Annotated in this window: 12 protein-coding genes; 3 read left to right on the top strand and 9 right to left on the bottom strand. The window is 58.7% G+C overall.

Annotated elements, in window-relative coordinates; all coding sequences use genetic code 11:
• Positions 1-27: 27 nt before the first annotated feature.
• From bamA to rpsB, 9 genes are all read right to left on the bottom strand, one after another.
• A complete protein-coding gene (bamA, locus tag KGA83_RS26005; protein ID WP_108216662.1) occupies positions 28-2418 on the bottom strand; it encodes an outer membrane protein assembly factor BamA in 2391 nt (796 codons plus the stop codon).
• Between the two features lie 74 nt (positions 2419-2492).
• Entirely contained in the window at positions 2493-3845 is a 1353-nt protein-coding gene (rseP, locus tag KGA83_RS26000) for a sigma E protease regulator RseP (RefSeq protein WP_108216661.1), read from the bottom strand.
• 53 nt (positions 3846-3898) lie between these two features.
• Positions 3899-5089 carry a 1-deoxy-D-xylulose-5-phosphate reductoisomerase gene (gene ispC, locus KGA83_RS25995; protein WP_108216660.1) on the bottom strand — a complete coding sequence of 397 codons (1191 nt, stop codon included), beginning with the start codon at positions 5087-5089 and terminating at the stop codon, positions 3899-3901.
• Positions 5086-5892 (bottom strand): phosphatidate cytidylyltransferase, encoded by an 807-nt coding sequence (locus KGA83_RS25990; protein ID WP_108216659.1) that lies wholly within the window; start codon positions 5890-5892, stop codon positions 5086-5088. The genes ispC and KGA83_RS25990 overlap by 4 nt, the downstream gene beginning before the upstream one ends.
• Positions 5892-6647 carry a polyprenyl diphosphate synthase gene (gene uppS, locus KGA83_RS25985; protein ID WP_108216658.1) on the bottom strand — a complete coding sequence of 252 codons (756 nt, stop codon included), beginning with the start codon at positions 6645-6647 and terminating at the stop codon, positions 5892-5894. Before uppS ends, KGA83_RS25990 begins: the two co-directional genes overlap by 1 nt.
• 13 nt (positions 6648-6660) lie before the next feature.
• Positions 6661-7218 carry a ribosome recycling factor gene (frr, locus tag KGA83_RS25980; protein WP_108216657.1) on the bottom strand — a complete coding sequence of 186 codons (558 nt, stop codon included), beginning with the start codon at positions 7216-7218 and terminating at the stop codon, positions 6661-6663.
• On the bottom strand, positions 7215-7958 hold the full coding sequence (gene pyrH / locus KGA83_RS25975) for a UMP kinase (protein ID WP_108216656.1): 744 nt from the start codon (positions 7956-7958) through the stop codon (positions 7215-7217). The genes frr and pyrH overlap by 4 nt, the downstream gene beginning before the upstream one ends.
• 210 nt (positions 7959-8168) lie before the next feature.
• A complete protein-coding gene (gene tsf, locus KGA83_RS25970; RefSeq protein WP_108216655.1) occupies positions 8169-9032 on the bottom strand; it encodes a translation elongation factor Ts in 864 nt (287 codons plus the stop codon).
• 189 nt (positions 9033-9221) lie between these two features.
• Positions 9222-9959, bottom strand: a complete 738-nt coding sequence (gene rpsB / locus KGA83_RS25965) for a 30S ribosomal protein S2 (RefSeq protein ID WP_008052780.1) — start codon at positions 9957-9959, stop codon at positions 9222-9224.
• A gap of 370 nt (positions 9960-10329) precedes the next feature.
• On the opposite strand from rpsB, the gene map reads away from it, so the two are divergent.
• The 3 genes from map to dapC all read left to right on the top strand — a co-directional run bounded on the left by map (position 10330) and on the right by dapC (position 15236).
• Positions 10330-11112 (top strand): type I methionyl aminopeptidase, encoded by a 783-nt coding sequence (gene map, locus KGA83_RS25960; protein WP_108216654.1) that lies wholly within the window; start codon positions 10330-10332, stop codon positions 11110-11112.
• Between the two features lie 41 nt (positions 11113-11153).
• Positions 11154-13856, top strand: coding sequence for a [protein-PII] uridylyltransferase (locus KGA83_RS25955; RefSeq protein WP_108216653.1), 2703 nt, complete (start codon positions 11154-11156; stop codon positions 13854-13856).
• Positions 13857-14036: 180 nt separating this feature from the next.
• Positions 14037-15236 carry a succinyldiaminopimelate transaminase gene (gene dapC, locus KGA83_RS25950; RefSeq protein ID WP_108216652.1) on the top strand — a complete coding sequence of 400 codons (1200 nt, stop codon included), beginning with the start codon at positions 14037-14039 and terminating at the stop codon, positions 15234-15236.
• Positions 15237-15246: the final 10 nt, after the last annotated feature.

Genomic DNA, 15246 nt, shown 5'->3' with positions numbered 1-15246 from the left:
TCATTGTCGTTATCTTGGGTCAGACGCTTAGAACGTCTGGCCGAGGGAAAATTGGAACACTTGAGTCTCAGCGTTATCCGGTTTCTTGACCGGCATGGCCAATGCGAAACTCAGAGGACCCAGTGCGGTGACCCAGGTCACACCCACACCGACAGAACTGGCCATATCGCTCAAGCTTATGTCGTTGCACTGCGTGTTGGACTTCGACGCAGGGTTGGTATTGGTCGTCTGCTCGCACTTGGAGTCGAATACATTACCCACATCCCAGAATACCGAAGTACGCAGGGATCGCTGATCCTTGACGAAAGGCATAGGGAACAGTACTTCAACACCGCCCTGGATCAGGACGTTACCACCAAACGGCAGTGGATCATCGTCCGGATCAGCCGCCGTTCCGGCATTACCCGTTACACCTACGCCACGACTCGGCGTACTACGAGGACCCAGAGTGCTGTCCTTGAAGCCACGAACCGAATTGAAACCACCAGCATAGTAGTTTTCATAGAATGGCAAGCCATCGGTCGAGCCGTAACCGTCGCCATAACCCAATTCGGTGTGCAGGCGCATGGTGTAATTGTCGCTCAGTGGCTGGAACAACTGGCCACGGTAATCGAGCTTGAAGAACGACAGGTCGCTACCCGGTATGGTGGCTTCCGCCGTCAAGCTTTGAGAATGACCACGGGTCGCCAATACACCCTTGTTCAGGGTGGATTCGGACCAGCCGGCCGAAGCCTTGAAGTTCAGGTACTGATCACCTTCACGGTTAACGAAGTCGAAAATCTCGTCGACGGTGAATTGACCGGTCTTGATCTTGTCCTGTTGCGCATTCAGACCGAAGGTCAGACGCGAAGTCTCGCTGATTGGATAACCGACACTCACACCGGCACCCAGGCTGTCTACGGCGTAGCTGGCGACATCGGTATCGAGCTCATCGTAGTCAGTCGTGCGGTAGAACGCGTTGTAACCCAGGCTCACGCCGTCGGCGGTCCAGTAGGGGTCTACAAAGCCGAAGTTATAGCGGGTCTGGTATTGGCTTTTGGTCAAACCGATGCTGACCTTGTTACCCGTACCCAGGAAGTTGTTCTGGGTGATCGAGCCACCAAGGATCAGACCGGCACTCTGGGCGAAACCGACGCTGGCGGTAATCGAACCGGAGGCTTGCTCTTCAACGCTGTAGTTGACGTCCACCTGGTCATCGACACCCGGCACGGCCGGGGTTTCAACGTTGACTTCCTTGAAGAAACCCAGACGTTCCAGACGGGTCTTGGACTGGTCGATCAGGTAGGTCGAAGCCCAGCCGCCTTCCATCTGGCGCATTTCACGACGCAGCACTTCGTCTTCGGACTTGGTGTTGCCACGGAAGTTGATGCGGTTCACGTAGGCACGCTTGCCCGGATCGACCGCGAACAGGATGTCTACGGTGTGATCTTCATCGTGCGGTTGAGGCACGCCGTTGACGTTGGCGAAGGTATAACCCTCGTTACCCAGACGGCGGGTGATCAGTTCGGAGGTGGTGGTCATCAGCTTGCGCGAGAACACCTGGCCTTTTTGCACCAGCAGCAGGGACTTGACCTGGTCTTCAGGGACTTTCAGGTCGCCGCTGAGCTTGACGTCACGAACGGTGTATTTCTCGCCTTCGTTGACGTTGACGGTGATGTAGACGTGTTTCTTGTCCGGCGTAATGGAGACCTGGGTCGAAGCGATATCCATGTTGATATAGCCACGGTCCAGGTAGTAGGAACGCAGACGCTCCAGGTCACCGGACAGTTTTTCACGGGCGTACTTGTCGTCGTTCTTGAAGAACGACAACCAGTTGGTGGTCTTGAGTTCGAACAGGTCGATCAGGTCTTCATCGGGGAAAACCGTGTTGCCCACCACGTTGATGTGCTGGATAGCGGCAACCGTACCTTCGTTGATGTTGACCTTCAGGCCGACGCGGTTACGCGGTTGCGGCACCACTTCGGTATCGACGGTAGCCGAGTAGCGACCCTGGGCGACGTACTGGCGCTGCAGTTCGTTACGAACACCTTCGAGGGTGGCACGCTGGAATATCTCGCCTTCGGCCAGACCGGATTGCTTGAGGCCTTTCATCAGGTCTTCGGTAGAGATCGCCTTGTTACCTTCGATCTCGATACTGGCAACAGACGGGCGCTCGACTACCGTGATGACCAGGACGTTGCCATCGCGGCCCAGCTGGATATCTTGAAAGAAACCGGTTTTGAACAACGCACGAGTGGATTCCACCAGGCGACGATCATCCGCCTGTTCACCGACGTTCAGCGGCAAAGCACCAAAGACGCTCCCCGCGGAGACCCGCTGGAGGCCATTGACGCGAATATCAGAGATAGTGAAGGACTCGGCGTGAACTTCGGCGATCATCAATACGGTGAGAACCGCAGTTAGCAGCAGACGTTTCATGAAGTCCTTTCTTATTCCAACTGGCAATAAACAAACTGCCGCAAAATGCGGCAGATTCGCAATTCAGCGAAGCGTTACAATCGACCCAGATCATTGACCAGAGCAAGCAACATCACCCCGATCACCAAACTGATACCGATCTGTACCCCCCAACCTTGCACCCGATCCGACAAGGGACGACCACGCGCCCACTCGATCAGATAAAACAACAAATGCCCCCCATCCAGTACCGGAATGGGCAACAAATTCAGAACGCCCAGGCTAATACTCAGATAAGCAAGGAAATTCAGGAAATCAGCAACGCCCGACTGGGCCGAAGCGCCCGCCACTTTAGCAATGGTTATCGGTCCACTCAAGTTTTTTACCGAGAGCTCGCCGAACAACATTTTCTTCAGAGAATCAAGGGTCAGCACGCTCATGGTCCAGGTGCGTCGAGCCCCCTCGCCAATCGCTGCCAATGGCCCGTAACTGACCTCGCGGATCATTTCCGGTGGCCAATCGACCGCCTTCACCCCAGCCCCCAGGTAACCGCTGGGTGACTTGCTCTCGCCGCGAGCGGCCAGCGTCACCGGGACGTCGATTTGAGCACCGTCGCGCTCGACCCGCAGCATGATTTTGGTATCAGGATGCATACGGACGGTATCGACGACCTGCTGCCAGTCATCCAGCGTATGACCATCAAGCTCCAGTAACCGGTCACCCGTCTTCAGGCCGGCAGCCTGAGCTGGCCCCTTTGGATCGAGCTCAGCCAGGACAGGCGGCAATGCCGGGCGCCACGGGCGAATCCCCAATGAGTGGATAGGATCGGGTTCGTCAGCCCCTTTGAGCCACTTGTTCAGCGCAAGCTCACGAGGAGAATCAGCCGTGGAGCCCTGTTCGCGAACCATTATCTGCAACGAGCCGCTTTCACCCAGGCGACGAACCAATCGCAGATTCACCTCCGCCCAGCCAGAAGTCGCCTCACCATCAATGGCCACGATTTCCTGGCCGGGACTCAAACCCGCCTTGGCCGCAATACTGCCGGACTCGACAGCCCCGATGACTGGACGCACCTGCTCGCTGCCGAGCATTGCCAAACCCCAGAAGAACACCAATGCCAGCAGGAAATTGGCTATCGGCCCTGCAGCTACGATGGCAATGCGCTGACGAACGGATTTGCGATTGAAGGTCTGGCCGAGCTGATCGAGGGGCACTTCACCCTCGCGTTCGTCGAGCATTTTGACGTAGCCGCCCAATGGGATCGCGGCGACGACGAATTCGGTGCCTTGCTTGTCGTGCCAGCGCAACAAAGGCATGCCGAAGCCTACGGAGAAGCGCAGCACTTTGACCCCACAACGACGCGCGACCCAAAAATGGCCGAACTCGTGGAAGGTAACCAGCACACCCAGAGCAACCAGGGTGCCGACAATCATATAGAGCGCGCTCATCTACTTTCTCCGCAATCCGATCCGCTGCTGCCTGGGCCAACTGTCCGCAGCATTTACCGCCCGTGACGACTCAACCATTGTCCAGCCAGCAATCGCGCCTTCGCGTCTGCCGTGAACACTGCCTCGAGATCACCCACTGCCACTACGGGCTCCAGATTCAATACTTCTTCGATGATACTCGCGATTTCCGGGTAACGAACCCGTTCGTCGAGAAATGCCGCCACCGCCACTTCGTTCGCCGCATTGAGCATTGCCGGCGCACTGTTACCCGCCTCGGCTGCCTGACGGGCCAGACGCAGGCAAGGGAAACGCTCTTCATCCGGTGCCTGGAAGTCCAGCCGTGCAATGGCAAACAGATCCAGCGGTGCCACACCCGAGTCAATCCGTTCCGGCCAGGCCAGGGCATTGGCGATGGGCGTGCGCATGTCCGGATTACCCAATTGCGCCAGAACGGAACCATCGACGTAGTCGACCAGCGAATGGATCACACTTTGCGGGTGAACCACCACCTCGACCTGGGATGGCCTGGCATCGAACAGCCAGCAGGCTTCGATCAACTCAAGCCCCTTGTTCATCATGCTGGCCGAGTCAACGGAGATTTTTCGCCCCATGGACCAGTTCGGGTGCGCACACGCCTGATCGGGAGAAACATGCGCCAGCTCAGCCATTGGCGTCTGCCGGAACGGACCGCCGGAAGCTGTCAGCAGAATCCGACGCACACCGACCGCCTCAAGGCCACGGGCATAATCCAGCGGCATGCACTGAAAAATCGCGTTGTGCTCGCTATCGATCGGCAGCAACACCGAACCGCTCTGGCGCACCGCCTGCATAAACAGCGCGCCGGACATGACCAGTGCTTCTTTATTGGCCAGGAGGATCTTCTTGCCAGCCTCCACCGCCGCCAGTGTCGGGCGCAATCCCGCTGCACCGACGATGGCCGCCATGACCGTATCGACTTCCGGATCGGAAGCGACCTGACACAAACCTTCCTCACCCACCAGAACACGGGTCGAAAGACCTGCCGCGCGCAAATCATCCTGCAAGGTGCGGGCAGCCGCGACCTCAGGCACGACAGCAAATCGCGGCACATGGCGCACGCAGAGCGCCAGCAATTCACTCAAGCGGGTGAAGCCACTCAAGGCAAAGACCTGATAACGGTCAGGATGGCGAGCGATGACGTCGAGCGTACTCAGGCCAATCGAGCCGGTCGCACCCAGCACGGTAATCTGTTGCGAGCGGCTCATGGGGCCGCCATCCACAGCAGCACGGCAAATACCGGAATCGCTGCCGTCAGGCTGTCGATGCGATCCAGCACGCCGCCGTGCCCCGGAAGCAGATTGCTGCTGTCCTTGATCCCGGACTGGCGCTTGAACATGCTCTCAGTGAGGTCGCCCACCACCGAAATGAACACGATCAGCGCAGCACCGATCAGCCCTTTAAGCAGCTCGGCCACCGTCCAGTCGCGCACCAGGGCAACCATTGCGGTAATCGCCAGACTCAGCGCCAGACCACCGTACACGCCCTCCCAGCTCTTGCCCGGACTGACTTGCGGTGCGAGCTTGCGCTTGCCGAAAGCACGACCAGAGAAGTAGGCGCCAACATCGGCCCCCCAGACCAACACCATCACCGCCATGATCAGCCAGTTACCCAGCGGGTATTGCTTGATCTGCACCAGGCCTTGCCAGGCCGGCAGGAGAATCAACAGGCCGATCACCAACCTGGTCGCCGCATTGGACCAATGCTCGCTCGAACGCGGATAGGTCAGCACCAGATACGTCGCCACCGCCCACCACAACACCGAAGCCCCCAATACCCAAGGCGCGAGGCCGGGCAGGATGTACATGAGGAACAGCATCAATGCGACCACAACGGCATAGCCGACGCGGAACGCCTGAGCGGCGAAACCCGCCAGGCGCGCCCACTCCCAGGCACCAAGGGTTACGACCAGACCGATGAACAGTGCAAAACCGGAACCTTCAAGCAGGAAAAACCCGCACAAGGCAATCGGCAGCAGGATCAGCGCGGTGATGATTCGTTGTTTAAGCATTAAACCCGGGCTCCAGCCTCGACCTGCTCGCTCGTTTTACCGAAGCGGCGCTGGCGGGAAGCGAAATCGGCCAGCGCATTGCGCATGGCATCGTGTTTGAAGTCCGGCCAGAACAGGTCGGAAAAATACAACTCGGCATAGGCCAGTTGCCAGAGCAGGAAGTTGCTGATGCGGTGCTCGCCACCGGTACGGATACACAGGTCCGGCAACGGCAGGTCGCCCGTGACCAGGCAGGTCTGCAGCAGTCCAGGCGTGATGTCTTCCGGACGCAAGTGCCCGGCCTGAACTTCTCGCGCCAGTCGTTGCGCAGCTTGCGCGATATCCCACTGACCACCGTAATTGGCGGCGATCTGCAGGATAAAACGATTGGCGCCAACCGTCATGGCCTCGGCTTCACGCATGGCAGCCTGCAGCTCCGGATGAAAACGCGAGCGGTCACCAATGATGCGCAGACTGATGTTGTTGTCGTTGAGGCGCTTGGCCTCACGACGCAACGCCCTGAAGAACAGATCCATCAAGGCGCTGACCTCATCGGCCGGACGCTGCCAGTTCTCGCTGGAAAAGGCGAACAGGGTCAACACTTCGACCTTGGCCTCAGCACAAACCTCAATGACCGCACGTACCGCATCCACGCCCGCTTTATGCCCGGCGACACCCGGCATAAAGCGCTTCTTCGCCCAGCGATTGTTACCATCCATGATAATCGCGACATGGCGCGGCACCGCGGACGGTGCAGTCTGCTTGGTCTTTTCCATGAAAACGCGACCCTTATACGGCCATCAGGTCTTTTTCTTTCTCTGCCAGCTTCGCGTCGATTTCGGCCACGAACTTCTTGGTCAGATCGTCAATCTCGCCAGTGGCGCGACGCTCTTCGTCTTCGCTGATTTCTTTTTCCTTGACCAGATCCTTGAGCTGGCTGTTGGCATCACGACGGATGTTGCGCACCGCTACACGGGCATCCTCAGCAACGTCGCGAGCCTGCTTGGTGAAGCCACGACGGGTTTCTTCAGTCAGTGCAGGCATGGAGATCAGCAGCAGCTCGCCTAGGTTGGTCGGGTTCAGGTTCAGACCCGCGCTACCGATCGCCTTGTCGACAGCACCCAGCATGTTGCGCTCGAAGGCGACGACTTGCAGGGTACGGGCGTCCTTGACGGTGATGTTGGCCACTTGCTTGATCGGGGTGTCGGCGCCGTAGTACGGCACCATCACGCCTTCCAGGATGCTCGGGTGCGCCTGGCCGGTACGAATGCGACCGAAATTGTGCGCCAGCGATTCCACGGACTTCTGCATGCGCTCTTTAGCGTCTTTCTTGATTTCGTTGATCATTGTTCGCCTTCCTCGATCAGGGTTCCTTCAGCGCCGCCATGCACGATGTTCAGCAGGGCGCCGGGCTTGTTCATGTTAAATACGCGTAGCGGCATCTTGTGGTCGCGGCACAGGCAAATCGCCGTCAGATCCATCACACCCAGCTTGCGATCCAGCACTTCATCGTACGTCAGATGATCGAACTTCTCGGCATGCGGGTCTTTGAACGGGTCTGCGGTGTAGACGCCATCGACCTTGGTCGCCTTGAGCACGACATCGGCATCGATTTCGATTGCACGCAGGCAGGCAGCCGAATCCGTCGTAAAGAACGGGTTACCCGTACCGGCCGCGAAAATCACCACGTCCTTGGAGTTCAAGTGGCGCATGGCCTTGCGGCGATCGTAGTGATCGGTCACGCCTACCATGGAAATGGCCGACATCACGATGGCCGAGATATTGGCACGTTCCAGCGCGTCGCGCATTGCCAGGGCGTTCATCACAGTGGCCAGCATGCCCATGTGGTCGCCGGTAACCCGATCCATGCCCGCCGCGCTGAGCGCCGCGCCGCGGAACAGGTTGCCACCACCGATGACCAGACCGACCTGAACACCGATGCCGACCAGTTGGCCAACTTCCAATGCCATGCGATCCAGAACTTTCGGGTCGATCCCGAACTCTTCCGAGCCCATCAGGGCCTCGCCGCTAAGCTTGAGTAGAATGCGTTTATAGCGAGCCTGATAACCACTGCCCTGCTGAGCCATTGCGAATCTCTCCTGCGGCGTATTTTAAAAATTCTTTGCGAGCTGTTTACAGCTGGCGTTCAATCTAGCTTGGCGCTGCTTCAGCGCCATCGGAACATGGCTTTGTAAGTCAGTTCCAAACGGAAACCAATTAAAAATTGGTGCCCCATCTGAAAAGAGGCTGCGCGCGTGAGCGGGCAGCCTCTTCTGGGCGACAGTTAAAAAACCGTCTTATTGCTTGGCGGCAGCCAGCTGGGCAGCAACTTCTTCTGCGAAGTTGTCCACTGGCTTCTCGATGCCTTCGCCTACTTTGAAGTAAGTGAAGGAAACGATTTCAGCGCCGGCTTTCTTGGCCAGTTCGCCGACCTTGATTTCAGGGTTCTTGACGAACGCCTGCTCAACCAGGCTGGCTTCGGCCAGGAACTTGCTGATACGGCCTTTGACCATGTTTTCAACGATGTTTTCCGGCTTGCCGGCGATCTTGTCAGCGTTCAGCGTCAGGAACACGCCTTTCTCGCGCTCGATCGCTTCAGCGGAAACTTCCGATGGCAGCAGGAATTCAGGATTGGTAGCCGCTACGTGCATAGCGATGTCCTTGGCCAGCTCAACACTGCCGCCTTTCAGGACAACTGCAACACCGATCTTGTTGCCGTGCAGGTAGCCACCGACAACGTCACCTTCAACGCGTGCCAGACGACGGATGTTGACGTTTTCGCCAACCTTGCCGACCAGTACCAGGCGAGCAGTTTCTTGAGCTTCGATCAGCGGAGCAACATCAGTCAACTTGTCGGCGAACGCTTTTTCAACGCTTGCTGCAACAAATTCCTTGAAGTCGTCCTGCAGGGCCAGGAAGTCGGTCTGCGAGTTCACTTCCAGCAGAACGGCGGATTTACCGTCTTCCTTCAGCGCGATTGCGCCTTCAGCGGCAACGTTGCCGGCTTTCTTGGCAGCCTTGATGGCGCCCGAAGCACGCATGTCATCAATGGCTTTCTCGATGTCGCCGCCAGCCTTGGTCAAGGCCTTTTTGCAATCCATCATGCCTTCGCCGGTACGCTCGCGCAGTTCTTTGACCAACGCTGCAGTAATCTCTGCCATTTCAAAATCCTCTTGGATAGGTTTTCAACCATTCCACCCGATCGAACGGGCGATCAATTCTTCCCGAACCACCCTTGTTAGCTGCCGCACGTTACAGATAGAGCAGTGGGCGCCGACAAATGGTTTTCGAGGTGGCAAAAAGGGGGCCAAGCCCCCTTTTTGCTTACTGAGTCAACGCCAGGGCGTCAATTACTCAGCTGCAGCCTGAGTTTCTTCAGCTGCGAACTCAACGGTGCCGCCGGCAACATTGTTGCGACCGCGGATGACAGCGTCAGCCATCGAACCCATGTACAGCTGGATAGCGCGGATTGCGTCATCGTTGCCTGGGATGATGTAGTCAACGCCTTCCGGGCTGCTGTTGGTATCGACTACGCCGATAACCGGGATGCCCAGCTTGTTGGCTTCGGTGATCGCGATACGCTCGTGATCAACGTCGATAACGAACAGAGCGTCTGGCAGACCGCCCATGTCCTTGATACCACCCAGGGAACGATCCAGCTTTTCCAGGTCACGAGTGCGCATCAGCGCTTCTTTCTTGGTCAGCTTGGCGAAAGTACCGTCTTCTGCTTGAACTTCAAGGTCACGCAGACGCTTGATGGAAGCACGAATGGTCTTGAAGTTGGTCAGCATGCCGCCCAACCAGCGGTGATCGACGTACGGCGAACCGCAACGTGCTGCTTCTTCAGCAACGATCTTGCCAGCGGAACGCTTGGTGCCGACGAACAGAATCTTGTTTTTGCCCTGGGCCAGACGCTCTACGAAAGTCAGAGCTTCGTTGAACATTGGCAGGGTTTTTTCAAGGTTGATGATGTGGATCTTGTTACGCGCGCCGAAAATGTACTTGCCCATTTTCGGGTTCCAGTAACGGGTCTGGTGACCGAAGTGCACACCGGCCTTCAGCATATCGCGCATGTTGACTTGGGACATGATAGTTCCTTAATAAGTCGGGTTTGGCCTCCACGTATCCCAATGACCAACCAGCAGCATCAGCTGAAGGCACCCAGGTCATCGTGTCGACACGTGTGTGGATTTAGGCTTTTCGGGACATCCCCGGAAAGCGGCGCATTTTATATCACAAGGCAGGGCAAAACGAAACCCGGATTCTGAAATCCTGGCGGGCGCTTTGTTCCATCCCTTGGAATCCGCCAAGAATGCACCATTCTATAGAGAGAAGCGATGCACACAGGCGCGGATTTGCGCTGATCGTCTGGTAGAATCGCATTTTCAGGGCTGCGAAGATCGATCGCGCAATGCCCTTTCCGTTTAGAAAGCGCCGCCTGGCGCAGAGAGAGCCTGTATGACCGTCACCCTCAAAACCCCCGAGGATATTGCCAAAATGCGTATCGCCGGCAAACTGGCCGCCGATGTGCTGGAAATGATTGCCGAATATGTCAAGCCGGGCGTTACCACCGACCAACTGGACCAGATCTGCCACGACTACATCGTCAACGAGCAGAAAGCCATCCCTGCCCCGCTCAACTACAAGGGTTATCCGAAGTCGATCTGCACGTCGATCAACCACGTAGTCTGCCACGGCATCCCGAACGACAAGCCGCTGAAAGATGGCGATACCCTGAACATCGACGTCACCGTCATCAAGGACGGTTACCACGGCGACACCAGCCGCATGTTCCACGTCGGCACCGTGCCGGTCTGGGCCGAGCGCCTGTCCAAGGTGACTCAGGAGTGCATGTACAAGGCGATTGAAATCGTCAAACCCGGCTGCCGCCTGGGCGACATCGGTGAAATCATCCAGAAGCACGCTGAAAAAAACGGATTCTCGGTGGTTCGCGAGTTCTGCGGCCACGGTATCGGCAAGGTGTTCCACGAAGAGCCGCAGATTTTGCACTACGGCCGCGCGGGCACCGGCATGGAACTCAAGGCCGGCATGACCTTCACCATCGAGCCGATGATCAACCAGGGCCGTGCCGACACCAAGGTACTGGGCGACGGCTGGACCGCGATCACCAAGGACCGCAAGCTCTCGGCACAGTGGGAGCACACCCTGCTGGTGACCGAAACCGGTTACGAGATCTTCACCCTGCGCAGCGATGACACCATCCCTCGCGTTTCGGCCTGATCCCGTTACCGTACATCGCCTACAGAAAGGAAAGCCAATCGATGCCGCAGGTGGATCCCGAACTCTTCGACCGCGGCCAGTTCCAGGCTGAACTGGCCCTGAAGGCTAGCCCGATCGCGGCCTTCAAGAAGGCGATCCGCCAGGCCCGCGAGGTGCTTGACGCGCGCTTTCGTAGCGGCCGCGACATTCGCCGGCTGATCGAGGATCGCGCCTGGTTCGTCGACAACATCCTGCAGAAAGCCTGGGATCAGTTCAGCTGGAGCGAGGACGCCGACATCGCACTGGTTGCGGTCGGCGGCTACGGCCGTGGTGAATTGCATCCTTACTCCGATATCGATTTGCTGATCCTGCTGGACAGCGCCGACCATGAAGTTTTCCGCGATTCCATCGAGCGTTTTCTGACGCTGCTGTGGGACATCGGCCTGGAGGTCGGTCAGAGCGTTCGCTCGGTCGACGAGTGCGCCATCGAAGCCCGCGCCGACCTGACGGTCGTCACCAACCTGATGGAAAGCCGCACCATCGCCGGCCCCGAGCATTTGCGCCAGCGCATGCTGGACGCCACCAGCACCGCGCACATGTGGCCGAGCAAGGACTTCTTCCTGGCCAAGCGTGCCGAACAAAAGGCCCGCCACCACAAGTACAACGACACCGAATACAACCTGGAACCCAACGTCAAAGGCTCGCCCGGCGGCCTGCGGGATATCCAGACGATCTTGTGGGTGGCCCGTCGCGAGTACGGCACCCTGAACTTGCGGGCACTGGCGGGCGAAGGATTCCTGGTCGAGAGTGAAAATGCCCTGCTCGCCTCTTCCCAGGAGTTCCTGTGGAAGGTTCGCTATGCCCTGCACATGCTCGCCGGCCGCTCCGAAGACCGCCTGCTGTTCGATCACCAGCGCACCATTGCCGGACTGCTGGGCTTCAAAGGCGACGACGCCAAACAAGCCATCGAAAATTTCATGCAGCAGTATTACCGGGTGGTGATGAGCATCGCCCAGCTCAGCGACCTGATCATCCAGCACTTCGAGGAAGTCATCCTCGCACCGGAAGACCAAGCGCCGCCGCAGCCGATCAACTCGCGCTTCCAGCTGCATGACGGCTACATCGAAGCACGCCACGACAACGTCTTCCGCCGCACGCCGTTCGCCATGCTCGAAATCTTCGTGCTGATGGCCCAGCAGCCGGAAATCAAGGGCGTGCGCGCCGACACCATTCGTCTGCTGCGGGAGCACCGTCACCTGATCGACGACGACTTCCGCAACGATATTCGCAATACCAGCCTGTTTATCGAATTGTTCAAATGCAAGATCGGCATCCACCGCAACCTGCGGCGAATGAACCGTTACGGCATCCTGGGGCGCTATCTACCCGAATTCGGTTTTATCGTCGGGCAGATGCAACACGATCTGTTCCACATCTATACGGTCGACGCGCACACCCTGAACCTGATCAAACACCTGCGTAAGTTGCAGTACACCCAGGTGTCGGAAAAATTCCCGCTGGCCAGCAAGCTCATGGGCAAGCTGCCCAAACCCGAGCTGATCTACATGGCCGGCCTGTACCACGACATCGGCAAAGGCCGGCATGGCGATCACTCGGACATCGGCGCCGTGGATGCCGAGGCCTTTTGCCAGCGCCACCATCTGCCAGTGTGGGACAGCCGCCTGATCGTGTGGCTGGTGCAAAACCACCTGGTGATGTCGACCACCGCCCAGCGCAAGGACTTGTCCGACCCGCAGGTGATCCACGATTTCGCACAGATCGTCGGCGACGAAACCCGCCTCAACTATCTGTATGTGCTGACCGTCGCCGACATCAACGCCACCAACCCGACCCTGTGGAACTCCTGGCGCGCCAGCCTGCTGCGCCAGCTCTATACCGAGACCAAGCGCGCCCTGCGTCGTGGCCTGGAGAACCCGGTGGACCGCGAAGAACAGATCCGTCAGACCCAGAGCGCCGCCCTGGATATCCTGGTGCGCGGCGGCACCGACCCGGACGATGTCGAGCAACTGTGGGCGCAGTTGGGTGATGACTATTTCCTGCGCCACACCGCCGGCGACGTGGCCTGGCACAGCGACGCGATCCTCCAGCAACCGGCCGACGGCGGGCCGTTGGTACTGATCAAGGAAACCACCCAGCGCGAATTTGAAGGTGGTACGCAAATCTTCATCTACGCCCCCGACCAGCACGACTTCTTTGCCGTGACCGTGGCCGCGATGGACCAGCTCAACCTGAACATTCACGACGCCCGGGTCATCACCTCCACCAGCCAGTTCACCCTCGACACCTACATCGTGCTCGACACCGACGGCGACTCGATCGGCGATAACCCGGCGCGGATCAAGCAAATCCGTGACGGTCTGACCGAAGCCCTGCGCAACCCGGACGACTACCCGACCATCATCCAGCGCCGGGTTCCACGCCAGCTCAAGCATTTCGCCTTTGCGCCGCAGGTAACGATCCACAACGACGCCCAGCGCCAGGTGACGGTACTGGAGCTCACGGCGCCCGACCGCCCGGGCCTGCTGGCGCGGATTGGCACGATTTTCCTGGAGTTCGATCTGTCGCTGCAAAACGCCAAGATCGCCACCCTCGGTGAGCGCGTGGAAGACGTGTTTTTCATCACCGACGCCAACAACCAGCCGCTGTCCGACCCGCTGCTGTGCAGCCGCCTGCAGGATGCGATCGTCGAACAACTGAGCGTCAACCAGGAACCCGATATCAAACTGACGCGCATCAGCATCTGAATCAACCGACCCCTATCCGGGGGGCGAACCTGCCCCTTGTAGGAGCTGGCTTGCCAGCGAAGGAATCAAAAGCGCCACGCTTACCCAGTAAGCACGCGTTATCGTTGACGACCATCGCTGGCAAGCCAGCTCCTACAGGAAACAGGGCTTGCCCGTTCCCACACCGAACGAGATACATTGATGAACAACGCTCTGTCCCAGCTCCAGCCCTACCCGTTCGAGAAACTCCGCGCCCTGCTCGGCAGCGTGACGCCCAACCCGGACAAGCGCCCGATCGCGCTGTCCATCGGCGAGCCGAAACACCGTTCGCCAAGCTTTGTCGCCGAGGCCCTGGCCAACAATCTGGAAAAAATGGCCGTGTACCCGACCACCCTCGGTATCCCGGAGCTGCGCGAAGCCATCGCGGCATGGTGCGAACGTCGCTTCGATGTCCCCAAAGGCTGGATCGACCCGGCGCGCAACGTACTGCCGGTCAACGGCACCCGCGAAGCGCTGTTCGCCTTCACGCAGACCGTGGTCAACCGTGGCGATGACGCGCTGGTGGTCAGCCCGAACCCGTTCTATCAGATCTACGAAGGCGCGGCGTTCCTCGCCGGGGCCAAGCCGCATTACCTGCCGTGCCTGGACGAAAACGGCTTCAACCCGGATTTCGACGCCGTGTCGCCAGACATCTGGAAACGCTGCCAAATCCTGTTCCTGTGCTCGCCAGGCAACCCGACCGGTGCTTTGATTCCGGTGCAAACCCTGAAAAAGCTGATCGCCCTGGCCGACGAATATGACTTCGTGATTGCCGCCGATGAGTGCTACAGCGAGCTGTACTTCGACGAACAAACCCCGCCGCCAGGCCTGCTCAGCGCTTGCACAGAACTGGGTCGCAAGGACTTCAAGCGTTGCGTGGTGTTCCACAGCCTGTCCAAGCGTTCGAACCTGCCGGGACTGCGTTCGGGCTTTGTCACCGGTGACGCCGACATTCTCAAGGGCTTCCTGCTCTATCGCACCTACCACGGCTGCGCGATGCCGGTTCAAACACAACTGGCCAGTGTTGCCGCGTGGAATGACGAGGTGCATGTGCGCGCCAACCGTGCGCTGTATCGCGAGAAGTTCGATGCAGTTCTGGAAATCCTCAGCCCGGTCATGGACGTACAGCGGCCAGATGGCAGCTTCTACCTGTGGCCGAATGTAGCCGGTGACGACGCCGCCTTCTGCCGCGACCTGTTCGAGCAGGAGCACGTGACCGTGGTGCCGGGTTCTTACCTGTCGCGAGATGTGGATGGCGTCAACCCGGGTGCCGGGCGTGTACGCTTGGCTCTGGTTGCGCCGCTTGCCGAGTGTGTCGAAGCTGCCGAGCGGATTCGCGCGTTCATCCAGCGCCGCAAATAACCGCGCCGCC

The sequence above is a fragment of the Pseudomonas sp. GL-R-19 genome, assembly GCF_019956375.1.
Classification (GTDB): domain Bacteria; phylum Pseudomonadota; class Gammaproteobacteria; order Pseudomonadales; family Pseudomonadaceae; genus Aquipseudomonas.
This window is presented reverse-complemented; position numbering and strand designations above follow the sequence as displayed.

What these genes read in the sequence shown, in the direction of transcription:
- bamA (WP_108216662.1), bottom strand. Translation starts at nt 2,418, where the DNA reads ATGAAACGTCTGCTGCTAACTGCGGTTCTCACCGTATTGATGATCGCC.
- rseP (WP_108216661.1), bottom strand. Translation starts at nt 3,845, where the DNA reads ATGAGCGCGCTCTATATGATTGTCGGCACCCTGGTTGCTCTGGGTGTG.
- ispC (WP_108216660.1), bottom strand. Translation starts at nt 5,089, where the DNA reads ATGAGCCGCTCGCAACAGATTACCGTGCTGGGTGCGACCGGCTCGATT.
- KGA83_RS25990 (WP_108216659.1), bottom strand. Translation starts at nt 5,892, where the DNA reads ATGCTTAAACAACGAATCATCACCGCGCTGATCCTGCTGCCGATTGCC.
- uppS (WP_108216658.1), bottom strand. Translation starts at nt 6,647, where the DNA reads ATGGAAAAGACCAAGCAGACTGCACCGTCCGCGGTGCCGCGCCATGTC.
- frr (WP_108216657.1), bottom strand. Translation starts at nt 7,218, where the DNA reads ATGATCAACGAAATCAAGAAAGACGCTAAAGAGCGCATGCAGAAGTCC.
- pyrH (WP_108216656.1), bottom strand. Translation starts at nt 7,958, where the DNA reads ATGGCTCAGCAGGGCAGTGGTTATCAGGCTCGCTATAAACGCATTCTA.
- tsf (WP_108216655.1), bottom strand. Translation starts at nt 9,032, where the DNA reads ATGGCAGAGATTACTGCAGCGTTGGTCAAAGAACTGCGCGAGCGTACC.
- rpsB (WP_008052780.1), bottom strand. Translation starts at nt 9,959, where the DNA reads ATGTCCCAAGTCAACATGCGCGATATGCTGAAGGCCGGTGTGCACTTC.
- map (WP_108216654.1), top strand. Translation starts at nt 10,330, where the DNA reads ATGACCGTCACCCTCAAAACCCCCGAGGATATTGCCAAAATGCGTATC.
- KGA83_RS25955 (WP_108216653.1), top strand. Translation starts at nt 11,154, where the DNA reads ATGCCGCAGGTGGATCCCGAACTCTTCGACCGCGGCCAGTTCCAGGCT.
- dapC (WP_108216652.1), top strand. Translation starts at nt 14,037, where the DNA reads ATGAACAACGCTCTGTCCCAGCTCCAGCCCTACCCGTTCGAGAAACTC.